We start from the raw sequence: 21619 nt of genomic DNA on the forward strand, positions 1-21619 counted from the left end.
CGGCGGAGGCGCGAACGGCAGGCCTCCCAACGTCTCGTCGGGCGTCCGTGAGATCCTGGGGGCAGATCCCTGTCCCACTGATCCGAGGAGCTCCATGCCTACGTCCGCCCCGTCCACCGCTCCGGAGACGACGCTGCGGTCGCTCGCACCCACCGCTGTGCTGTTCGACCTCGACGGCACCATCTCCGACTCCGGCCCGGTCATCACCCAGTCGATCGCCGAGACCCTCGCGCACTTCGGCTACCCGGTCCCCACGCAGGACGAGCTGCTGCAGTACGTCGGCCCGCCGATCCGGACCGGCTTCGCCACTTTCGCCGAGGTGCCGGCCGACCAGCTCGAGCAGGTCGTGGCCAACTACCGCGACCGCTACAACCGCCGGATGCTCGACGCACCGGTCTTCGACGGGATGGCCGAGCTCATCACCGCGCTGCACGCGCGTGGCGTCCCCGTCGCGCTGGCCACCTCCAAGCGCGAGTCGATGGCCAAGGTCATCCTCGATGACGCCGACCTCAGCCGGTACTTCACCTCGATCCACGGGGCGTCGGAGGACGAGACCCGGGCGATCAAGGCGCACATCGTCGAGGACGCCATCGCGGGCCTGCGTGCCGCCGGCGCCGACCTCAGCCGCGCGGTGATGGTCGGCGACCGCCACCACGACGTCGATGGCGCCACCACCCACGGCCTGCCGGTCGTGCTCGTCACGTGGGGCTACGCCCGGCCGGGCGAGGAGGACGGCGCGACCGCCGTCGTCACCACTGCCACCGAGCTGGCCGCGCTGCTGGCCTGAGACGCCTCAGCCGTGCTGCGGCTGCGGCAGGGCGAACGGGTCGTGGCGCACCGCGGAGACCGGCACGATCTGGCGACCCAGCGGGACGAGGGCCAGCGGGATCATCTTCCAGCAGGCGATGCCGAACGGGATCCCGACGATGGTCACGCAGAGGAGGAGCCCGGCGACCAGGTGCGCGATCGCCAGCTCCCAGCCGAGCACGATGATCCACACGATGTTGCCGATGATCGACCAGATCCCCGCCTCGCGCCGCCACACGGCCGTCCGCCCGAAGGGCCACAGCACGAACCCGGCCAGCCGGAACGAGGCGATCCCGAACGGGATGGTGACGATGAGGATGCACGCGATCACGCCCGCGACGGCGTAGCCGAGCGCGAGCCACCAGCCGGCGAGGATGAACCACAGGACGTTGCCGACGGTGCGCATGGCAGGAGCGTAACGCTCCGCCGTCGCCCTGGAGCCGATCGAGGGCAGGCAGTACCGTCGGACGATGGACCTGCCCGTGATGCCACCCGTCGCGCCGATGCTCGCCCGCTCGGTCAAGAACGTGCCCGACGGCGACTACCTGTACGAGCCGAAGTGGGACGGCTTTCGGGCCATCGTCTTCCGGGACGGCGACGACGTCGAGATCGCCAGCCGCAACGAGAAGCCGATCACCAGGTACTTCCCGGAGCTGGTGGTGGCACTGCGGGAGTCGCTGCCGCAGCGGTGCGTGGTCGACGGCGAGATCATCGCGGTCACCGGCGACCGCCTCGACTTCGACGTGCTCAGCCAGCGGATCCACCCGGCGGAGTCACGGGTGAGGATGCTGTCGGTCGAGACGCCGGCGTCGTTCGTCGCCTTCGACCTGCTCGCGCTGGACGACGAGGACCTTACCGGCCAGCCGATGGCCGAGCGCCGCGCCCGGCTCGAGGAGGCGCTCGCCGGGGCCGTGGCACCGATCCACCTCACCCGCGTCACCCGGGACGTGGGCACCGCCCGCGGCTGGCTCGACCTGTTCGAGGGCGCCGGGCTCGACGGCGTGGTGAGCAAGCCGCTCGAGAGCAGCTACCAGCCCGGCAAGCGGACGATGCTCAAGACCAAGCATGAGCGGACCGCCGACTGCGTGGTCGCCGGCTTCCGCTGGCACAAGTCCGGGCCGGTGGTCGGCTCGCTGCTCCTGGGCCTGTACAACGACGACGGCGCGCTGCAGCACGTGGGGGTGGTGGCGGCGTTCTCGATGAAGCGCCGCGAGGAGCTGGTGGCCGAGCTCGAGCCGCTGCATGCCGCCGACGGCGAGGACCACCCGTGGTCGAGCTGGCAGGACGCCGCCGCGCACGAGAAGGGCCGGCTGCCCGGCGCGGAGAGCCGCTGGAGCTCCGGCAAGGACATGTCCTTCGTGCCGCTGCGCCCCGAGCTGGTGGTGGAGGTGGCCTACGACCACATGGAGGGCACCCGGTTCCGCCACACCGGCCAGTTCCGCCGGTGGCGCCCCGACCGCGACCCGCGCTCCTGCACCTACGAGCAGCTCGAGGAACCGGTCCAGTTCGACCTCGCCGACGTGCTGGGCTGATGTCAGAAAAGTAAGGCGCCCCGCCCTGGTGGCGAGACCGGGGCGGGGCTAGTGGCAATCCCGTGGAGGGGATTACCACCGGGACGAGCCTACCCCGCGCCGCGCCGGCCGTGAACTCGGGGCCGGTGGTCTGCCGGCCCGGCGCTACTCGGCGTCGCGACGTTTCCGGCTCGGCTGCACCCTCGCGGGTTCGCCGGGCATCTTGGGGTACTCCGGCGGGTAGGGCATGTCCGTGACGCCGTCGGCCTCGTCGCGGGCGTAGGCCTCGAGGAGCGGCGTGAGGTCGTGGGCGACGTCGTCGATCGTCGCGTGCAGGTCGCCGAGCTCGGCGAACCGGGCGGGCATGGTGCGCACCGTGAGGTCGCGGGGGTCGACGTCGTCGAGCTCGTCCCAGGTGACCGGCGCGGAGACCGGCGCGTGGGCGCGGGGCCGGACGCTGTAGGCGCTGGCGATGGTGCGGTCGCGGGCGTTCTGGTTGTAGTCGACGAAGATCCGCTCGCCGCGCTCCTCCTTCCACCAGTTGGTGGTGACCTTGCCCGGCATCCGGCGCTCGAGCTCGCGGCCGAGGGCGATCGCGGCGTGCCGGACCTGGGTGAAGTCCCACAGCGGTTCCAGCCGGACGTAGATGTGCACGCCGCGGTTGCCGGACGTCTTGGGGTAGCCGGTCCAGCCGAGCTCGGCAAGGTACTCCCGCAGCACCCGCGCGACCGCGACGGCGTCGGCGAAGTCGGTGCCCGGCTGCGGGTCGAGGTCGATGCGCAGCTCGTCGGGGTGGTCGACGTCGCCGCGGCGGACCGGCCACGGGTGAAAGGTGATGGTGCCGAGGTTGACCGCCCACGCGACGGCGGCGAGGTCGGTGGGGCACAGCTCGTCGGCGGTGCGTCCGCTGGGGAAGGCGATCCGGGCGGTCTCGATCCAGTCCGGAACACCCCGGGCAGGGACGCGCTTCTGGTAGAACGCGTCGCCGTGGGGGTCGGCGCGGGTCGCGAGCTTCATGTCGTCGCTGACGCCCTTCGGCCAGCGCTCGAGGGTGACCGGCCGGTCCCGCAGCGCCCGCAGGATCCCGTCGCCCACGCTGAGGTAGTACTCCATGAGCTCACGCTTGGTGATGCCCGGCTCGGCGAAGTAGACGCGGTCCGAGCTGGTCAGCCGGACCGTCCTGCCCGCGACCTCGAGCTCGACTGCCGGTGTGCGCGACGCTGCCATGGCACGACGCTACCGCCGACGTGCTCCGAGCGGCAGTGCGACGTCCGTGTCAATGGCGCCGTCGATGCCCGGTCCGGCGCCCGGCCGCAGCCCGCGCTGCTGCCTCGGTCGCCGCCATCCAGGCAGCCATCGCGGCCGCGCCCACCTCGAACCACGGCAGCCGGGAGTCCCACCCCGCCGGCCCGGCCTTGGTCCGAAGCAGCGCCAGTCCGCCGACCAGGTTGGCCAGTCCCCACACGGCGTTGACGGCGGGTGAGGAGTTGCGGCCGGCGAGCGGCGTCAGGTGCCTGCGCCCCACGACGGCGGTGGCCAGGTGCGGGGCGCTGTTGGCCGCGAGGACCCCCGCGACCGCTGCCCACTTCTGCTGTGGTGTCGCCATGCGTCCAAGCGTCTCAAACCTGGGGCGGCGATGACCAGCCCCGGTTGGCATCTGCTGCCAGCCAGTCGGTGAACCGGAGCTCGCCGCGCGGGCCGTCCCGCAGGGGAAGCAGGGAACCATCGACCATCGCCCGGCCGGCACCGCCCGGGAACCGCACCGAGAGGATCGGACGCCGCAGGCCGCGCACGGCCGTCAGCTCGTGGGCGAGGTCGACCAGCTCGAGCACCTGCGGGCCGGCGAGCTCGGCGGCCCTGCCTCGGGGCTCCCCCGCCGTCAGCCCCACCAGGTGCGCGGCGACCTCGGCGGCGGCTACCGGCTGCATCAGCATCCGTGGGACGACGGCGACCGGGCCCGGGACACGGGCCATCGTCTGGTCGACGAACTCGTGGAACTGCGTCGCACGCAGCACCGTCGTCGGCACCGGGCCGGCGAGCGCGACGTCCTCCTGGCGCAGCTTGGCGCGGTAGTAGCCGAACGGCGACCGGTCGACGCCGATGATCGAGAGGACGACGTGGTGCCGGACCCCGGCGCGCCGTCCCGCAAGCATGAGGTGCTTCGTCGCGGTGACGAAGAAGCGCTCCGCCGTCGTCCGCGACAGCGTCGTCACGTTGCTGACGTCGACGACGGTGTCCACGCCCGCGAGCGCGGCATCGAGGCCCTGCCCGGTACTCAGGTCCACTCCCCGCGACCGGGCGAGCACGACCGGCTCGTGCCCCGCCGTCGTGACGGCGTCGACGACGTGCCTCCCGACAGCTCCGGTCCCACCCGCGACGGCGATCCTCATCTACCGATGCAATCACGCGGGACGGCGGATGTCACGGGTCGAGCACCGCGAGCGCTCACAGCTCGACGGTGTACTCCTGCAGCTCAACGACCTCACCGGATGGAGCGGTTCCAACGGCCGGCTCCTCGCGGGGCCGGAATCCCGCACTCTGCAGAATGCGGCGTGAGGCAACGTTGCCGACGGCCGTGCGGGCACGCAAGGTGGCGAGCCCACAGCCCCGGGCAACGTCCTTGCCGAGCTCGATGCCCATCGTGGCTGCTCCTCGGCCGCGGCCGTCCGGGGCCAGCCAGAACCCGATCTCCGCGCTCTCAACCGTCACGTCGAACAGCACGAGGCTGCCGAGAAACGCGTCGGTGCCCCGGTCGGCGATCGCCAGGACGGCGAGTGTACCGGCCGCGAGGCCGGCGGCGATCTCGGCGTCGATGAGCTGGCGGACGCGTTCGGCCGTGTACTGAGGTTCGGGCAGATGGCCGAACCTGCGGACGTCGGGGTCGGTGGTGCCGGTCGCGTATGCCGACGCGTCGCGGTGGGCGAGCTCGCGGAGCGTGACGGAGTCCCGGGATCGTGGCAGGAGTGCGGTCATGTCCATCGTGGCAACCTAGCAACGCCCCGTCGGCGGTGGCGCGGCGCGGACCTCTGCGGCACGTCAGGACCGGCCCGGCAGCCGCCTCTCGGCGCGTGGCCGCTCGTAGCGGCGAATTTTGGAGCCCGGGGGTCTGACCGGGCCGGTCACATGCATCAACCTCGGAGGGGCTGAAACAATTCCCGGCACCGAGCGACCTGCAGACGAACAGTCGGTGAACTCTTTGGCGATACCCGTGAACTGCGGCGTGCGGCCCGGTGGACCGTGGCACCGTCGGCAACGTGAACGAGACACGGGGAACCTCCGGGGTGGAGGCGGCGCTGCAGCTCGCCGCCGATGCGATCGCGCAGGGCGATGCCGCCGCGATCGAGAAGCACATGCTGGCAGCCTGGGACCTGCTCGCGCTGCCGAAGGTCGAGGACGAGTACGGCGGCACCCTCGCCGTCGACCTCACCGAGCTGTACCGCGACCTGGGCCGCCCCGCGGAGGCGCGGCGCTGGCTGGCCGTCGCTCGGGAGGTCTACGGCCCAGACCCCGACCCGCACACCGAGTTCCTCGCCGGCACCGTCCACTACGCCGCCGGCGAGATCGACGCGGCGTTGGCCGTCTTCAACGGTCTCTACACCCGGTGGAACACCCGGCCGTTCCACGAGGAGCCCCCGCAGTACCTTGCCGCCGTCCTCGCCCACCGTGCCGGCGAGCCGGTCGCCGTCGAACCCGTCGTCGGGCCCTTCACGCGGCTGCGTGCCGATGCCCCGCGCACCGATCCGGCCGCGGCCGACCCGTACCCGCAGGACGCGATGGACCGGGTGGAGGAGCTGTGCGACCTCGGCGACGTGCAGGCCGAGGCCGATGACTACCGCGGCGCCGTGGCGACCTGGACCGAGGCGCTGGCCCTGCTGCCCGAGCCGCGGACCGAGTGGGGCGAGGCGACCTGGCTGTATGCCTCCCTCGGCGACGCGCACTTCCAGCTCGGTGACGACGCGGCCGCGCAGGCGGCCCTGTTCGACGCGCTCGGCTCCCCCGACGGGGCTGCCACCGGCTACGTCCACTACATGCTCGGTGTGAGCATGCTCCGCACCGACGATGCCCGCGCCGTCGATCACCTGCTGCGCGCCTACGCGCTGGAGGGCAAGGACATCTTCGAGGACGACGGCGAGACCGGAGCAGCCGCCCTACGCACCATCGAGCAGCTCATCTGATGCGCCAGCGGCCGCCAGAGCTCCGTCCCGCCGTGAGTCCTCCCGCGAGGACGACGCGGCCTACCGCTGCCACGCTCGTGTCAGCGGCGTTCGGTGCGGCGGCCGTCACCGCGGTCGGCTGCGCCGTCGTCCGCGGCTTCGACGGCCCGTCGGTGCTCGCCACCGTGGGCGCGCTGCTCGTGTCGATCGTCGCGGTGCTGCTGAGCCGTACCGGGGTCAACCGCCTCTACGGCGACGACCCGGCCGCGCCCGACCGCGCCCGGCGTGACGGGTCGCTCGCCACCGCCCGGGTCGTCTCGGCCAAGGCCCTCACGGACGACGACGGGACGCACCTCCTCGTCCGGTGGCAGGTGCTCGTCGCAGCGGTGGCCGGGCCGCCCTACCTGACGCAGACGATCGCCACCATCAACGTGGCCGACATGCCCACCCGGGCCACGGGCGCCGTCGTGGCGGTCCGGGTCCACCCGGAGCAGCCCGGGGTGGTGGTGATCGTCGACGACGAGGCGCCCGGGCCGCCGCCGGTGCTGCCGTCCACCACGCCCGTCGAGCACGACGGCAAGCCGCTGCCGGTCCGCGGCTGGTCGCTGCCCGGCCCGGTCGCCGGGCTGCTCGTGCTGCTGGCGCTGCTCGCCGGGGCGGGCGCGACGCTCGCGCTGCTGCGCTGGCGCTGCCTCGTGCTGTCCCAGCACGAGGTGGGTGCCGGTGAAGAGCCTCAGGCCCAACCGGGCCGTCCTCGCTGAATGTCCCGTCGTCGGCCGAGCGCCTGCCCGGCTCCGGGCGCGTGGCGATGCGGGAGATACTGGCCCCGTGCCTTCCTCTTCCATCCCCCGTGTCCGCGCTTCCGAGCTGCAGGGCCGCGGCTGGCTCAACACCGGCGGCCGCGACCTCTCCCTGGCGGAGCTCCGCGGCAAGATCGTCCTCCTCGACTTCTGGACCTTCTGCTGCATCAACTGCCTGCACGTCATCGACGAGCTGCGCGAGCTCGAGGAGAAGTACCACGACGTCCTGGTGACGATCGGCGTCCACTCCCCCAAGTTCGTCCACGAGGCCGACCCGGACGCCCTGGTCGCCGCCGTCGAGCGCTACGACGTCGCCCACCCGGTCCTCGACGACCCCGAGCTCATCACCTGGAAGGCGTACACCGCCCGGGCCTGGCCCACGCTGGTCCTCATCGACCCGGAGGGCTACATCGTCGGCCACATGGCTGGCGAGGGCCACACCCCGAACATCGCGGTGGCCATCGAACAGCTCGTCGCCGACCACGAGGCCAACGGCACCCTCCACCGCGGTGACGGCCCGTACGTCGCGCCGGAGCCGACGGCCGGCCTGCTCAAGTTCCCCGCCAAGGCGGTCGCGCTGCCTGGCGGCACCCTCCTCGTGGCCGACGCCGGTCACCACCGCGTCGTCGAGCTCGAGCCCGACGGCGAGACCCTCGTCCGCGCGATCGGCACCGGTGTGCGCGGCCGTACCGACGGCGCCGCTGACCGCGCCGAGCTCAACGAGCCGAACGGTCTGTGCCTCCTGCCGCCGGAGGTCGCCGAGCAGGTGGGGTACGACGTCGTCGTGGCCGACACCGTCAACCACCTCCTGCGCGGCGTGCGCCTCGCGGACGGCACGGTCACCACCCTCGCCGGCACCGGTGAGCAGTTCATGGTCGGCGCGCCGGACAACGTCCTGCCGGGCTCCGAGCCCGCCACCGAGGACTACGGCCCCGCGCGGCGCATCCGGCTGTCCTCCCCGTGGGACGTCGCCTGGTCCGACGCCGCGGGCGCCGTCGTCGTCGCGATGGCCGGCCATCACACGCTGTGGACCTTCGACCCGCTCACCGGCCACCTCGCGCGGCTGGGCGGCACCATGAACGAGGGCCTCGTGGACGGCGTGCTGCGCCAGGCGTGGTTCGCCCAGCCGTCCGGGCTGTCGGTCGGCGAAGACGGCCGCCTCTGGCTGGCCGACGCCGAGACCTCCGCCCTGCGCTACGTCGACGTGCCGGCCGGCCAGGTGCGCACCGTCGTCGGGCAGGGGCTGTTCGACTTCGGCCACCGTGACGGTCCGGCCGCCGAGGCGCTGCTCCAGCACCCGCTCGGTGTTGCCGCGCTGCCGGACGGACGGGTGGCGGTCGCCGACACCTACAACGGCGCCGTGCGCCTGTACGACCCGGCCAACGGGCAGGTCAGCACCGTCGCCACCGGCCTCGCCGAGCCGTCGGGGCTGCTCGTGGCCGACGACGGCGCGTACCTGGTGGTCGTCGAATCCGCCGCGCACCGCCTCACCCGGGTGCCCGTCCCCGACGACGGTGCCCGGCACGACGGCGGCGCGCACCGCACCCAGCGCCCGGTCACCGAGGTGGCGCCTCAGTTCACCCTGCGGGTGGTGTTCACGCCGCCGGCCGGGCAGAAGCTCGACGACCGCTTCGGGCCGTCGTCACAGCTCGCGGTCGCTGCCGAGGCGCTCGTCGCCGGCGGTGGCACCGGCACCGAGCTCGAGCGGCTGGTGACGCTCAGCCTCGGATCGCTCGACGGCACCGTGGACGAGGACGGCCAGACGGTGCTGTCGGTGACCGCCAAGGCGGCCTCCTGCGACGCCGACCCGGCGGTGGAGTTCCCCGCCTGCCACCTCGCCTCCCAAGACTGGGGCATCCCGGTGCGGGTGGTCGAGGGCGGGCCGGCGGAGCTGGTGCTCAACCTGCACGGCTGAGCCACCGTGGCGCCGCGCTACGGCGACTGCCCATCCTCGCCGTCGCCGTTGGTCTCGGCCGAGTGGTCGGCCGCGTCGCTGAAGGGCACCTCCGCCGGGGCCCGGGCCCCTCCTCTGACCGGGATGGGCGCGCGGTAGCGCAGCGGGTCGTGGCGCAGGTCCACGTACAGCGCGACGCAGAGCAAGATCATCACGATCACGAAGGGGCTCGCCGCCAGGATGGTGAAGGTCTGCAACGCGTCCAGGCCGCCCATGAGCAGCAGCACCGCGGCCACCGCCCCGGACAGGAACACCCAGAAGACGACGATCGGTTTCCACGGCTGCTCGCTGCCCTTGGTCGACAACGTCCCCAGGACGACGCCGCCGGAGTCGGCGCTGGTGATGAAGAAGATGCCGATGAGGATGACGGCGGCCACGGTCGCCACGGTGGACAGCGGAAGCTCGCCCAGGGCGACGAAGAACGCGGCCTCCTCGCTGCCGGTGCCGGCGATGTCGACCCCGTTGCGCTGGAGGTCGATGCCGGTGCCGCCGAACACGGTGAACCACACCACGCCCACCGCCGTCGGCGTGAACAGGGCACCGATGACGAACTCGCGGATGGTGCGGCCGCGGGAGATCTTCGCGATGAACGTCCCGACGTACGGTGCCCAGGAGATCCACCAGGCCCAGTAGAAGATGGTCCAGCTCGCCAGCCACTCGGTGCCGCCGAAGGCCGCCGACTGCAGGCTCATCGAGACCAGCTGGGACAGGTAGGAGCCCACGCCGGAGGGCACCATGTCGAGGATGAAGACGGTGGGGCCGACGACGAAGACGAACAGCAGCACCGCCCCGGCGAGCGCCATGTTGATGTTGCTCAGGTACCTGATGCCCTTGGCGACGCCGGAAGCGGCCGACAGCGCCGCGCCGGAGGTCAGCACGAGAATGACGACGAGCGAGAGCCCTGGCCCGGAGTCCTCGCTCAGCTGCCCGGTGGCGAGCAGTCCCACGCCGGCGGCGATCTGCAGGGCGCCGAAGCCCAGCGTCGTCGCCGTGCCGAACTGGGTGGCGATGATCGCGAGGACGTCCACGGCCTTGACCGCCTTCGGGGTGCGCCGGTTGCGGAAGAAGGCCTCGAAGCACGAGCTCAGCAGGCTGCTGCGGCCCATCCGGTGCGTCGAGTAGGCGATCGCCAGTCCGGCCACCGAGTAGATCGCCCACGGGTGGATGCCCCAGTGGAAGAAGGTGTAGGCCATCGCGTTGCGGGCGGCGTCGGCGCTGCCGGCGGCGTCGTCGGTGAAGGGCGGCGGCGCCATGAAGTGGCTCACCGGCTCGTAGAGCCCGAAGAACACCAGCCCGATGCCCATGCCCGCGCTGAACATCATCGCGACCCACGAGATGGTGGAGTACTGCGGCCTTTCCCCCTCCTCCGACAGCGGGATGCTGCCGTACCTGCCGAAGGCGAGCACCAGCGCGAACAGCACGAAGGCCGCGACGGCGAGGATGAACAGCCAGCCGAAGGTGGTGGTCACCCAGGTCAACGCGCTCGTGGCCAGCTCGGTCAGCCGGTCGGTGAACAGCACGCCGACAAGCGCGAGAACCACGATGATCGCCGCGCTGATCAGGAAGGTCGGCCGGTCCACGCTGGCCAGCCCGTGCGCGCCACGCGGCACCTGCGGGGGCACGCGGGCCACCTCGGCGGCGTCCGATCCGTCCTCGCTCATGATCCATGTCCCCTCGGCGCTGTTGGTCCGGCCTCGGCTCCGCGACTCGCAGGAAGTGTGGCCGGGGTCACCAACCGTATAGTTCCACCATGGCTGCAGATGAGACATTCGGGGCGGACGTGCCCGACTGGTTCCCGGCGTCCGGAGACGCCGGCCGCACCCGATTCGGCCCCCGCGGCGAGGTCGCGAAGCACGACGACCGGCTCGAGGCCTACGGCGCCTGCGCCGAGGCGAACGCCGCCATCGGGGTCGCGATCGCGGTCGGGCAGCTGCCGGTGGACATCAACGCTCTGCTCACCAGCATCCAGAACGACCTGCTGGACGTCTCCGCGGACCTCTTCGTCCCGGTGACCTCCACCGAGCCCGCCGAGGCTCGGGTCTCCGAGTCCTACATCCGGCGCATGGAGCGGGCCATCCTCCACTATGCCGAGGGGATCGGTGCGCCCGAGACCCGCGTGCTGCCAGGCGGCACGGCCGCCTCCGCCCTGCTGTACCTCGCGCGCACCGTGGTCCGCCGGGCCGAGCGCGCCGTGTGGCGGGCGGTCGACACCTACCCGGACGACGTCAATCCCGATGTCGCCCGGTACCTCAACCGGATCGCCACCCTCTTCCTCCTGCTCGCACGCGCCGCGAACCTGGAGCACGGCAACATCGACTGGACCCCGGCAGCCTCCGCCCGGGCGATGGACGACGCACCGCCCGCCTGAGCATCACGGCAGAAGAAACAAGGGTTCTTCACATCCCTGTCCGAGGTTCTTCACCTCGATATCTCGGGCGCCGTGAGGCTCGTCCCATTCCAGGGGATACCCAGGTCAGCGACTTACGATCACCGGATCGTGAGCATCGACAGCCCCGCCCCCACCAGTCCTCCCGCCGCGGACCAGCAGGCCGTGAAGCGCGAGCCTTCGGCGCCGCGCCTCTCGACCCTGCAGATCGTCGCCAGCGCACTGGCGGCGATGACGACGACGGCGCTGCTCGCCACCCTCGGCGTGGCCGGCACGATCATCGGCGCCGCGCTCGCCAGCGTCATCACCGTGCTGGCCAACTTCGTCTACACCGCCTCCCTCAGCCGTACGGCCGACAAGGTCGCCGCCACCGTCCCGGTGAAGAAGGTGCGCTCCCGTAACGAGACCGCCGTGGCCGGGGCACCTGACCGGCCGAGGGCGATCCTCGTCGCCGGCGAGCTCGTCGACGTCGACGTCGCGGCCGCTTCACCCGACGGCGTGGCGCCCGACGGCCTGGCGCCCGACGGCGCGACCGCTCCCCCGGCGCAGCGTCCCGAAGGCCTCCGATCGGTCGTCGAGCGCGTCGGTTGGCGCCGGATCGGCGGGGCGACCGCGATGGTGCTCGTCCTCGTCCTCACAGCGGTGACCGTTGTCGAGCTGACCGCGGGCCGGGCGCTGACCGACATCGTCCGCCACCAGGAGGGCTCGGGCACCTCGCTGTTCGGGACGGCCGCTGCGCCGCCGTCGGCCCCGGTCGAGCACGGCGACGCGCCCGGGAGCGGGCCAGCGGACGTGCCGGCACCGAGCCCGGAGGAGGTCGTCACCCCGGAGCCGACCGACACCCCGACGCCAGACCCGACCGAGACCCCGACCGAGCCTGCGACCCCGGAGCACCCCACGCCGACGCCCCCTGCCGAGGACGTGACCCCGGCACCGCAGGACCCACCGACGTCGCCGGCACCGGGCGACGAAGAGACCTCGCCGCCCGCCGACGACGACGCACCCGTCACCGAGCCCCGGCCCACCCCGGAGCCGACGCCCTCGCCGGCCCCGTAGCGGGCGGTCCGGCCGGGCCGACCGGGGATGCGCGGTGCCGACTGGCCGCCCCGTCAGCAGGCGTCCCGATCTGACGGCCGGCCAATCGTGACGCCGTCGTCACCCCGGTCAGCCCGCCGCAGTGCCACCATGGGTGGATGGAACGAGGCTCGAGGGCCATGTCCGCGCTGGCCGGGGTGGCCGCGGGGGCGATGACCCTCGGGGTGGCCGAGGTCCTCGCCGGGTTGCTGCCCCGGACGGTAGGCACCGACGGCACGCCGTCGCCGTTGCTCGCAGTGGCCGACTCCGTCGTCGACCGCACGCCGCCCTGGCTCAAGGACTTCGCTATCCAGGCCTTCGGCACCGCTGACAAGGCCGCGCTCCTCGTCGGGATGGCCCTCGTGCTCACCGCCGTGTGCGCCGGCATCGGGCTGCTCGCCCGCCGGCGGTTGGTGGCCGGGTTGGTGGCGTTCGGCCTCGTCGGCGTGGTGGGGACGGCCGCGGTGCTCAGCCGGCCCGAGGCCACGGTGACCGATGCCGTCCCGACGGTGCTCGGCGTCGTCGTCGGGCTCGTCGTGCTGCGCCGGCTTGGCCGACTCAGCCGCGACGTCCCCGCACCCCAGCGGGCGCCCCAGGTGCTCATGCCCGGCGAGCTCTCGCGGCGAGCGGTACTCGTGCGGGGCGGGGCGCTCACCGTGCTCGGGGTGCTGGGCATCCTCGTCGGCCGGATGGTCAGCGGCGCGGGCGAGGCGGTGCGGGCCGCGCGAGACGTGTTCGTCGTGCCGCGGGTCGCCGCGCCGGTCGTGGTCCCGGCGGGCGCGGACCAGGGCGTACCGGGACAGACGAGGTACCGCACCGCGAACGACGACTTCTACCGGATCGACACCGCCCTGGTGGTGCCGCAGGTGGACCCGGCGACGTGGCGGTTGCGGGTGCACGGCCTCGTCGAGCGCGAGGTCGAGATCGACATGGCGGAGATGCTCGCGCAGCCGATGGTGGAGGCACTGGTGACGCTCACCTGTGTGTCCAACGACGTCGGCGGCGACCTGGTGGGCAACGCGGTGTGGACGGGTTGGCCGCTGCGTGAGCTGCTCGCGCTGGCGGGCCCGCTGCCGGAGGCCGACATGGTGCTGTCCACCAGCGCGGACGGCTGGACGGCCGGCACCCCGCTGGAGGTGCTCACCGACGACCGCAGCTCACTGCTCGCCGTCGGGATGAACGGCCAGCCGCTGCCGCCCGAGCACGGCTTCCCGGTGCGGATGGTGGTGCCCGGGCTGTACGGCTACGTGTCGGCGACCAAGTGGGTGGTCGACCTCGAGGTCACCCGGTTCGCCGACGACCAGGGCTACTGGACCCCGCGCGGCTGGTCGGAACGTGGTCCGATCAAGACCGCCTCTCGGATCGACGTCCCCCGCGGCGGGCAGATCGACACCGGCCAGACCGTGGTCGCCGGCGTCGCGTGGGCGCAGCACCGCGGGATCAGCGCCGTCGAGGTGCGGGTGGACGACGGCGAGTGGCAGCAGGCGACGCTGGCCGCCGAGCCCACCGTCGACTCCTGGCGGATGTGGCGGCTGGACTGGGACGCCCCGCCGGGACGGCACGTCATCACCGTCCGGGCCGTCGACGGCGACGGCGAGACACAGACCGAGCAGACCGCGCCGCCGGCGCCGGACGGGTCGAGCGGCTGGCACTCGGTGGAGGTCGAGGTGGCCTCATGACGGCATCGGAGTCGTTGCAAGTGCTGCTGGCTGACACCACGGCTCCGACCTGCGGCTCTCGACTGATGCCGCCCTCCGCGGCCACCCGATGAGTTCCGCCCCCACCGACGGTCGGTATGGCATGGCTACTTCACTGTTCGACAGCACCACCGCCTACGCCGGCTTCTCCGTCGACGACGCAGCCAGCGCCGCGGCCTTCTACCGCGACACCCTCGGGCTGGTCGTGAACGACGCCGGGATGTCCGGCGTCCTGTTCATCGACCTGCCTGGCGGGGCGCAGGTGCTCGCCTACGCCAAACCGGACCACGAGCCGGCCAGCTTCACCGTGCTCAACTTCCCGGTGCCCGACATCGAGGCCGCCGTCGACGAGCTGGGCCGCCGCGGCGTCACCTTCCTCCACTACACCGGCACACCGATGGAGACCGACGAGCGCGGCATCTTCCGCCGCGGCGGCCCGCTCATCGCGTGGTTCGCCGACCCCGCGGGCAACGTGATCTCGGTGCTGCAGGACGCCTGAACGGCGTCAGGCCATCTTCTCCAGCAGGAACACCGGGATCTGGCGCTCGGTGCGCTCCAGGTACTCGGCGTAGGGCGGGAACGCCTCGACGGCTCGCGCCCACCACTCCTCGCGCTCCGCGCCGCTGAGCTCGCGCGCCTGCATGTCCCACTTGTGGGCGCCGTCCTGCAGCTCGACGTGGGGCTCGGCACGGACGTTGTGGTACCAGACCGGGTGCGTGGGCGCGCCGCCCATCGAGGCGACCGCGAGGTAGCTGCCCTCGTGCTCGACCCGCATGAGCGGCGTCTTGCGCAGCTTGCCGGTCTTCGCGCCGCGGCTGGTGACGATGACGACCGGCAGCCCGCCGAGGGTGCCGCCCTCTGCGCCGCCGGTCCGCTCGTACAGTTCCACCTGCTCGCGGGAGCGCTGGCTGGGACTGGGCTCGTACTCTCCATGAAGTGGCATGGTCCGTGTCTACACGAGCGGCGCACCGCCGTCGAGGTGGGTGCCGTCGGCAGAGGCGGCGCGGCAGCTGTCAGCCCCGGGCACTAGCCTCGGAGCATGGCCCGTACCGTCGCAACGAACCGCACCGTCGATCTGCCCGAGCTGCTCGACTTCATCCGTCCCCGGCACCACCTGCTGCTCGTCACCACCCGGCGTGACGGGCGCCCGCAGGTGTCCCCGGTCAGCGGCGGCGTGGACGACCATGGCCGCATCGTCATCTCCACCTACCCGGGCCGCGCCAAGACGGTCAACGCCGAGCGCGACGCGCGGGTGTCGGTCGTCGTGCTGTCCGACGACTGGAACGACGCCTGGGTGCAGGTCGACGGCGACGCCGAGGTGCTGCACATGCCCGACGCCGAGGACGCGCTGGTCGACTACTACCGGTGCATCGCCGGCGAGCACCCGGACTGGGACGAGTACCGCGCCGCGATGCGGGTGCAGGGCAAGAGCCTCGTCCGCGTGACGCCTACCCGTTGGAGCCCGATCGCCACCGGCGGCTTCCCGGCCGACGTCGCCGCGCGGCTGGACGGCTGACACAAGCGCATGACTTGGGTATGATTTAGTCATACTAAGGAGACGGCATGGCAGTACGCAAGGTAGCGATCACTCTTCCCGCGGAACTTTATGACTTGGTTGAACGCGCGCGAGCGGTCGAGCATCGGAGCAGGTCAGAGGTCATTCAGGAAGCGTTGCGCACCCATTTCGGTGAGGCGGTCTACCGGCCCACTGAGGTCGAGCGGGCGGAACTAGTCGCGGCACTCGACGCAGCTCACATCAACCCTGCGTCGCTTCAGGACTGGTCCGACGTCCAGCGACACTTGCGGGCCCGTCGTTGAGGATCCGATTCACCGCACACGCAGTCGTCGACCTCGAGCGTGCTCACGACTACTACGCGCAGATCGACCCGGAGCTGGGCGAACGGTTCTTGGCCGATGTCGACGCGGCAGTTGAGCGGCTTGAGATGTTTCCGGCGGGCGCTCCACCGGTCGAAGGGTTCGATGAGATGCGTAGGGCACGGATGCGCCACCTTCCCTACGGTGTCTTCTACCGATGCTCGGACACGGAGACCGAGCTGCTCGTCATCCGAGTCCTGCACAGCCGGCGTCATCACCCAGACATTCTCGAACATCCGGGCTCGTGATGCAGGTCTCGCGGTCACGTCGGTCTCGGCGAGCTGGCAGCGCCGCTGACTATGGGGGCGCCACGCTGTTGACCCTCACACGGTGACAAGGTCTTCACTGTCAGTGAGGAGGTGGCCACCATCGACACGACCCACCGCACCACCCACGACAACCGCATCATCGCTGCCCTGTCCGCCGCGCAGTCCTCGACCCGGCTGCAGGCGGCCATGGCGGCCGGCACCCGGCCGGACCCGGCCCTCGTCGAGCCCCTCGTCGAGCGCTGCGCCGTCGAGCCGGACTTCTTCGTCCGGGACATGCTCACCTGGGCGCTGACCCGGCACCCGCAGGCCGTCACGGTTCCGCAGCTGCTGGACGAGCTCGGCTCCGGCCAGGCCCAGGCGCGCAGCCAGGCGCTGCACACCCTGTCCAAGATCAAGAATGACCAGACGTGGTCGGCGATCCCGCCGTCGTTGTTGCACGACGCCGACGACGACGTCGCCCGCAGCGCCTGGCGCGCCGCCGTCGTCCTCGTGCCGGCCGGGCAGGAAGGGCGGCTCGCTGCCGAGCTGGTCCGCGAGCTCGGTCGAGGCGACCGCGACACCCAGCTCAGCCTCAGCCGCGCACTGATCGCGCTGGGCGACACGGTGCCGCCGATGCTCACCGAGGCGATGACCAGCACCGACCCGTCGGTCCGCGCGCACGCCGTCGCGACCGAGCGGCTGCTGCGCGACCCCGACGGCGACTTCGCCGTCGCACTCGACGAGGCCACCCGCGTCGTCCTCACCGAGGCTGCTCCGCGGCCGGACTGATCAGGTCGCGTTCTTCGACCTCCGCCTGTTCGCCCGGTTCGGACTCCCGGAGACCGCGACGCCGAGCTCAGCCTCAGCGCCGCGGTGATCGCGCCGGGCGATACGGTGCCACCCATGCTCACCCGAGTCGTCATCACCAGCGCCGCGCCCACGGTGGACCAGCCGTGCTGATCGGGGAGGTGTCGCGCCGCTCGGGGGTGAGTACCCGCATGCTGCGGCACTACGACTCCCTCGGGCTGGTGCGCCCCACCGGCCGCACCTCCGGCGGCTACCGCGAGTACTCCGACGAGGACATCCGGCGGATCTTCCACGTGGAAAGCCTGCGGACGCTGGGCCTGTCATTGAGCGAGGTCCAGCGGGCGCTGGACGATCCCGCCTTCAGCCCGTCGGCGCTGGTCGGTGACCTCGTGGCGCAGACCCTGCGGCGACTGGCCCGTGAAGAGGAGCTGCTCGCGAGGCTGCGCCGCGTCGAGGCCGCCGGCCCGACCGGCTGGGAAGACGTCCTACAAACCGTCATGCTGCTACGGGCGCTGGGCTCCACCGACGCCCTCGAGCGGCAGCAAGCCGTGCTGTCCGCGGCGAGCACCGCGTCGCTGCCCGCCGAGGCGCTGGCCGAGTCGGTGCTCGCCGAGTCCGAGACCAACGTCGCCGGCGCCCTGCGATGGGCGCTGGCACGGACCGGCCGCGACGCCCTGCCCGCCATCGCCGCCGGCCTGGGGTCGTCGCAGCCCGAGGTTCGCCGTCGGGCCGTCGAGACGGTCACCGACGTCGAGGGCGAGGAGGCCACCGCCCTCCTTCTCGACGCTCTCGCCGACCTCGACGACGTCGTCCGCTCCCGGGCGGCGGTGGCGCTCGGGGCGCGCGGGGTGTCGGACGCGGCGCCGGTGCTCGTCGACCTCGTGGCGGCGGGGATCGGGGACGTCGAGGCCGCGGAGGCGCTGGGGCGCCTGGCGGTGCATCTTGCGGTCGCCGGAGAGATCGTCGCTGCGCTGGTCGGCACGTCGGCCGACGCCGAGCCGGTGGTTCGCCGTCGAGTGGTCCAGGCGCTGGCCGAGATCCCTGGCAGCGCCGCTCGCGAGGCCCTCGAGACGTTCAGCCACGACGACGACGGCGCCGTCGCACTCACCGCGCGAGCCGTGCTCCGCCGTCGTGATCCGTGACGCGCGGCGCCGGAGCTGAGCTCGCCGTCGTCCTGACCGAGCGCACTGGCGCCGCCGGGCTCTAGCCAGACCGGCCGCGCCGCCCTAGGATCGCGCGCACGGCAGTCATTCTCCGCGACCGTCGACCGGGCTCCTGAGTACCTCCGTCGTCGAAGGGCTCCGCTCATGTCCGAAGCCGCTGCACCGACTCGCCGGTCCCGCAGACCGATCGTCATCGCCCTCGTGGTCGTCGTCGCCGTCGCCGGCGCAGCGCTGGTCGGGATCCGGCTGCTCCGCCCCCTCGAGGCGGATCCGCCCGCCGCGGCGGGAGACACCACGGCGGTGATTCTGGAATCCGCCACAGCCCCGGGCGACGACCCGTTCACCGACACCATCACCGCCCGAGAGCTCGACGACCAGGCGCCGTTCGTGGAGACCCTCGCGGCCCGCACGGTGGAGGTGACCCAGGAGCTGGCGGCCGACCCGGTCACCGGTGCGCTCGGCATCGCGGGGACGTTGCCGGGGCTGTACGGCGGATCGAGCCAGCTCAGCATCTGCGACCCGGAGTCGCTGGTGGCCTTCCTCGCCGACGAACCTGCGAAGGCATCCGCGTGGGCGGGCGTGCTGGGCATCGCCCCGGAGGCGATACCCGAGCTCGTCGCCTCCCTCACGCCCGTGCTGCTGACCATGGACACCCTGGTGACCAACCACGGCTTCGCCGCCGGCGCCGCGACGCCGAAGCAGACGGTGCTGCAGGCGGGCACCGCCGTGATGGTCGACCGCCTGGGGGTCCCGGCCGTCCGCTGCGAGTGCGGCAACCCGCTGATCGCGACCGGCCTGTCAACGACGGTGGCGGGCGCCGAGACGGTCGGGGTCGGCTGGGACGGGCTAAACCTCGGCCGTGTCGTCACGGTGACCGCGGCCGACGACGACCTGACGGCGTTGACCGTCATCGACCTGCACACCGGCGAGCTCGTCGAGCAGCCGACCGGCTCGGTGACGATCGCGGCCCCCGTCTACATCGCCACCTCCTCCAACCACGCGGAGCTCACGACCGGCCCAGACTCACCCGCTCTGGCCGGCAGCATCCAGACCAGTACCGACGGCGCGCAGTGGACCGTGGCGCTGGAGACCACGCCCATGCTCGACGTGGCCGCCGGTGACGGGCTGGCGGTGGCCGTGGGCCTCGACGACGAGTTCGGCGGCGCGATCCACACCAGCACCGACGGGCTCATCTGGAGCCCGCCGATCGAGGTGATCGACCCGCTGACGGCCGTCGCCTACGGGGACGGCGCCTGGGTCGCCGTCGGTGACCGGTCCTTCGCCGAGGAGAGCGGAGCGGGCGACGCCTCGAGCGGAGCGATCTACCGCAGCGACGACGGCGAGTCGTGGCAACGGGTGGCGGTCACCGATCCGTACGAGAACTCCGAGCTGGCCGGCAGCGGTGAGCTCGTCTACCAGAGCATGGAGTCGGTGGGGTACGGCGACGGCCGCTGGATCGCGACCGCGACGGAGTGCGCCCACCGGACCTGCATGCGGGTGCTGTTCACCAGCACCGACACCATCAGCTGGAACCGGCTGGCGCTCGACGAGCGGATCGTACTCATCGACATCGCCCACAACGGGCATGAGTGGGGCTTCGTCGGAGGCGAGCCGCTGCCGAACCCGGCCGACAACTCCGAGATCGGCTTCCCCATCGGCGCGGGCGGCACCAGCGAGGACGGCGTTACCTGGTCGTTCGGCCCGACCCAGCCGGACCGCGTCGTGCTCACCGGACTGAACACCGGCGACGGCGAGTGGCTGGCGGTCGATGCCTACACGCCGCGCTCACCATCCGACCCGCCGCCGGCGGGCGGCGTCTACCGCAGCAGCGACATGCTCACGTGGGAGCTGATCGGCACGGCGGCGGAGTGGACCACGAGCGTCGCGCTGCTGCAGACCACCACGGCTCCAGCGGTGCCTGCGGTGCCGGCTGTCGAGCCCGACGCAGGCGCCGCCACGGTGCGCATCATGGCGGAGGGCGTGGAGCTCCTGGCCACTGACGGCAGCACGCTGCAGAGCCTCCCGTACGCGCAGCCGGCCACGGAGGCTCTCGCAGCCCTGACCGGCCTCCTCGGCGAAGGGAGTGCGGAGTTCACCGCCGGGGACTACACCTGCACCGAGGACACCACGACGACGGCCTGGGCAGGTCTGCACCTCATGCATCCGGGCACCGCCTCCGAGTGGTGGGTCTACATGGACGGGCAGGAGGCGTCTTCGAGCCCTGTCACCGTCAACGGACCCGGCGGTGTCACCGCGGGACAGCGGATCGACGCCGTTCGCGCCGATCATCCGCAGGCACCCGGGCAGTCGTTCAGCCACGAAGGCGTCGCATACGACCACGTCTACCTCGACGTGGTGACCCAGGAATCGGAGTGGGGACCGTTCGACGTCGCCGTGGACGTAGGTGCGCAGGACGGGGTCGTCGCAACGATCACCGCGCCGGTCGCCGTCGAGGGCGACTGCTGACGGCGGCACCGTGCTCACGCGCAGCCAATCCCACTCACCAGCGCTGGTGGTACGTTGCTCTCATGAGTGGGACATACCCCGTGAGCATGGGCGACCGTGGCCGGCTGGTGGTACCCGCGGAGCTGCGCGAGCGGGCTGGCCTCACCGCCGGCACACCACTGATCCTCGCCGAGAGCACATCCGGCCTCGTGATCATGACTCGAGACCAGGCACACGACCGGCTGCGGCAACAGCTCGAGGGCCACGACCTTGTCGGTGAGCTCCTTGCCGAACGCCGCCGCACGGCGGCCACCGAGGACAGCGCTGCATGATGTCGGTCCTCGACGCGTCAGCACTACTGACATTCCTCCAAGGTGAGACCGGCGCCGACCGAGTCGAGCAACTCCTCACCGGCGCGGCGTACTGCTCAAGCGTCAACTGGTCGGAAGTTGCCCAGAAGATCCAGGCCGCCGGCGGAGACTGGCCGCTCGCCGCTGCACTGCTCATGAGCTACGGCCTGCGCGTGGAGCCGGCAACCCTCGACGACGGAGAACGCGCCGCAGTGCTCTGGACACGAGGGTCTGGACTCTCGCTGGCCGACCGCTTCTGCCTCGCCCTCGGCCACCGCCTCGCCGCGACGATCTGGACAGCGGACGCTGCGTGGGGCCACTCGGACACCATCCGCCAGGTCCGCTGAC

The 21619-nt window shown here is 72.1% G+C and carries 24 protein-coding genes; 17 read left to right on the top strand and 7 right to left on the bottom strand.

Annotation, left to right across the window (positions count from 1 at the left end; translation table 11 throughout):
• Positions 1–94: 94 nt before the first annotated feature.
• Positions 95–787, top strand: coding sequence for an HAD hydrolase-like protein (locus V2J52_RS03995; RefSeq protein WP_331226359.1), 693 nt, complete (start codon positions 95–97; stop codon positions 785–787).
• A 6-nt stretch (positions 788–793) separates the two neighbouring features.
• Here V2J52_RS03995 and V2J52_RS04000 read toward each other — a convergent pair whose 3' ends face one another.
• A complete protein-coding gene (locus V2J52_RS04000; protein ID WP_331226360.1) occupies positions 794–1213 on the bottom strand; it encodes a YccF domain-containing protein in 420 nt (139 codons plus the stop codon).
• 64 nt (positions 1214–1277) lie between these two features.
• Here V2J52_RS04000 and V2J52_RS04005 point away from each other — a divergent pair, with 64 nt between their 5' ends.
• Positions 1278–2339: an ATP-dependent DNA ligase gene (locus V2J52_RS04005; protein WP_331226361.1), complete on the top strand. Its 1062-nt coding sequence runs from the start codon at positions 1278–1280 to the stop codon at positions 2337–2339.
• Positions 2340–2483: 144 nt separating this feature from the next.
• On the opposite strand, the gene ligD is transcribed toward V2J52_RS04005, so the two are convergent.
• Genes ligD through V2J52_RS04025 form a run of 4 tightly spaced genes read right to left on the bottom strand, consistent with a single transcriptional unit; the run spans position 2484 to position 5297 of the window.
• Positions 2484–3545, bottom strand: a complete 1062-nt coding sequence (gene ligD, locus V2J52_RS04010) for a non-homologous end-joining DNA ligase (RefSeq protein ID WP_331226362.1) — start codon at positions 3543–3545, stop codon at positions 2484–2486.
• Between the two features lie 49 nt (positions 3546–3594).
• Positions 3595–3924, bottom strand: a complete 330-nt coding sequence (locus V2J52_RS04015; RefSeq protein ID WP_331226363.1) for a hypothetical protein — start codon at positions 3922–3924, stop codon at positions 3595–3597.
• Between the two features lie 13 nt (positions 3925–3937).
• Positions 3938–4708: an SDR family oxidoreductase gene (locus V2J52_RS04020; protein WP_331226364.1), complete on the bottom strand. Its 771-nt coding sequence runs from the start codon at positions 4706–4708 to the stop codon at positions 3938–3940.
• 55 nt (positions 4709–4763) lie between these two features.
• Positions 4764–5297: a GNAT family N-acetyltransferase gene (locus V2J52_RS04025; RefSeq protein ID WP_331226365.1), complete on the bottom strand. Its 534-nt coding sequence runs from the start codon at positions 5295–5297 to the stop codon at positions 4764–4766.
• Positions 5298–5572: 275 nt separating this feature from the next.
• Between V2J52_RS04025 and V2J52_RS04030 the strand changes: the two genes are divergently transcribed.
• From V2J52_RS04030 to V2J52_RS04040, 3 genes are all read left to right on the top strand, one after another.
• Positions 5573–6493, top strand: a complete 921-nt coding sequence (locus V2J52_RS04030; protein WP_331226366.1) for a hypothetical protein — start codon at positions 5573–5575, stop codon at positions 6491–6493.
• 77 nt (positions 6494–6570) lie between these two features.
• The gene (locus tag V2J52_RS04035) at positions 6571–7233 is read left to right on the top strand and encodes a DUF3592 domain-containing protein (protein WP_331226367.1); all 663 of its coding nucleotides are present in this window, start codon (positions 6571–6573) and stop codon (positions 7231–7233) included.
• A 67-nt stretch (positions 7234–7300) separates the two neighbouring features.
• Positions 7301–9187 (top strand): NHL domain-containing thioredoxin family protein, encoded by a 1887-nt coding sequence (locus V2J52_RS04040; protein WP_331226368.1) that lies wholly within the window; start codon positions 7301–7303, stop codon positions 9185–9187.
• Positions 9188–9204: 17 nt separating this feature from the next.
• Here the strand turns inward: V2J52_RS04040 and V2J52_RS04045 are convergent, their stop codons facing one another.
• Positions 9205–10887 carry a BCCT family transporter gene (locus V2J52_RS04045; RefSeq protein ID WP_331226369.1) on the bottom strand — a complete coding sequence of 561 codons (1683 nt, stop codon included), beginning with the start codon at positions 10885–10887 and terminating at the stop codon, positions 9205–9207.
• 89 nt (positions 10888–10976) lie between these two features.
• Between V2J52_RS04045 and V2J52_RS04050 the strand changes: the two genes are divergently transcribed.
• From V2J52_RS04050 to V2J52_RS04065, 4 genes are all read left to right on the top strand, one after another.
• Positions 10977–11594: a cob(I)yrinic acid a,c-diamide adenosyltransferase gene (locus V2J52_RS04050; protein WP_331226370.1), complete on the top strand. Its 618-nt coding sequence runs from the start codon at positions 10977–10979 to the stop codon at positions 11592–11594.
• 129 nt (positions 11595–11723) lie between these two features.
• Complete coding sequence (locus tag V2J52_RS04055) at positions 11724–12668, top strand: hypothetical protein (protein ID WP_331226371.1); 945 nt, start codon at positions 11724–11726, stop codon at positions 12666–12668.
• 137 nt (positions 12669–12805) lie between these two features.
• Entirely contained in the window at positions 12806–14365 is a 1560-nt protein-coding gene (locus V2J52_RS04060; protein ID WP_331226372.1) for a molybdopterin-dependent oxidoreductase, read from the top strand.
• 121 nt (positions 14366–14486) lie between these two features.
• Positions 14487–14882, top strand: coding sequence for a VOC family protein (locus V2J52_RS04065; RefSeq protein WP_331226373.1), 396 nt, complete (start codon positions 14487–14489; stop codon positions 14880–14882).
• A gap of 6 nt (positions 14883–14888) precedes the next feature.
• Here V2J52_RS04065 and V2J52_RS04070 read toward each other — a convergent pair whose 3' ends face one another.
• Positions 14889–15326 carry a nitroreductase family deazaflavin-dependent oxidoreductase gene (locus V2J52_RS04070; RefSeq protein WP_331226375.1) on the bottom strand — a complete coding sequence of 146 codons (438 nt, stop codon included), beginning with the start codon at positions 15324–15326 and terminating at the stop codon, positions 14889–14891.
• Between the two features lie 96 nt (positions 15327–15422).
• Between V2J52_RS04070 and V2J52_RS04075 the strand changes: the two genes are divergently transcribed.
• From V2J52_RS04075 to V2J52_RS04110, 8 genes are all read left to right on the top strand, one after another.
• The gene (locus tag V2J52_RS04075; RefSeq protein WP_331226376.1) at positions 15423–15899 is read left to right on the top strand and encodes a PPOX class F420-dependent oxidoreductase; all 477 of its coding nucleotides are present in this window, start codon (positions 15423–15425) and stop codon (positions 15897–15899) included.
• Between the two features lie 47 nt (positions 15900–15946).
• Positions 15947–16201, top strand: coding sequence for a ribbon-helix-helix protein, CopG family (locus V2J52_RS04080; protein ID WP_331226377.1), 255 nt, complete (start codon positions 15947–15949; stop codon positions 16199–16201).
• Entirely contained in the window at positions 16198–16506 is a 309-nt protein-coding gene (locus V2J52_RS04085; protein ID WP_331226378.1) for a type II toxin-antitoxin system RelE/ParE family toxin, read from the top strand. The genes V2J52_RS04080 and V2J52_RS04085 overlap by 4 nt, the downstream gene beginning before the upstream one ends.
• Before the next feature lie 120 nt (positions 16507–16626).
• Positions 16627–17295, top strand: coding sequence for a HEAT repeat domain-containing protein (locus V2J52_RS04090; protein WP_491062164.1), 669 nt, complete (start codon positions 16627–16629; stop codon positions 17293–17295).
• A 164-nt stretch (positions 17296–17459) separates the two neighbouring features.
• Entirely contained in the window at positions 17460–18455 is a 996-nt protein-coding gene (locus tag V2J52_RS04095; protein ID WP_331226380.1) for a HEAT repeat domain-containing protein, read from the top strand.
• Positions 18456–18620: 165 nt separating this feature from the next.
• Positions 18621–20942: a DUF6777 domain-containing protein gene (locus tag V2J52_RS04100; RefSeq protein WP_331226381.1), complete on the top strand. Its 2322-nt coding sequence runs from the start codon at positions 18621–18623 to the stop codon at positions 20940–20942.
• A 62-nt stretch (positions 20943–21004) separates the two neighbouring features.
• On the top strand, positions 21005–21253 hold the full coding sequence (locus V2J52_RS04105) for an AbrB/MazE/SpoVT family DNA-binding domain-containing protein (RefSeq protein WP_331226382.1): 249 nt from the start codon (positions 21005–21007) through the stop codon (positions 21251–21253).
• Complete coding sequence (locus V2J52_RS04110) at positions 21253–21618, top strand: type II toxin-antitoxin system VapC family toxin (protein WP_331226383.1); 366 nt, start codon at positions 21253–21255, stop codon at positions 21616–21618. The genes V2J52_RS04105 and V2J52_RS04110 overlap by 1 nt, the downstream gene beginning before the upstream one ends.
• Position 21619 lies beyond the last annotated feature (1 nt).

This window comes from Georgenia sunbinii (assembly GCF_036421875.1).
Classification (GTDB): domain Bacteria; phylum Actinomycetota; class Actinomycetes; order Actinomycetales; family Actinomycetaceae; genus Georgenia_B; species Georgenia_B sunbinii.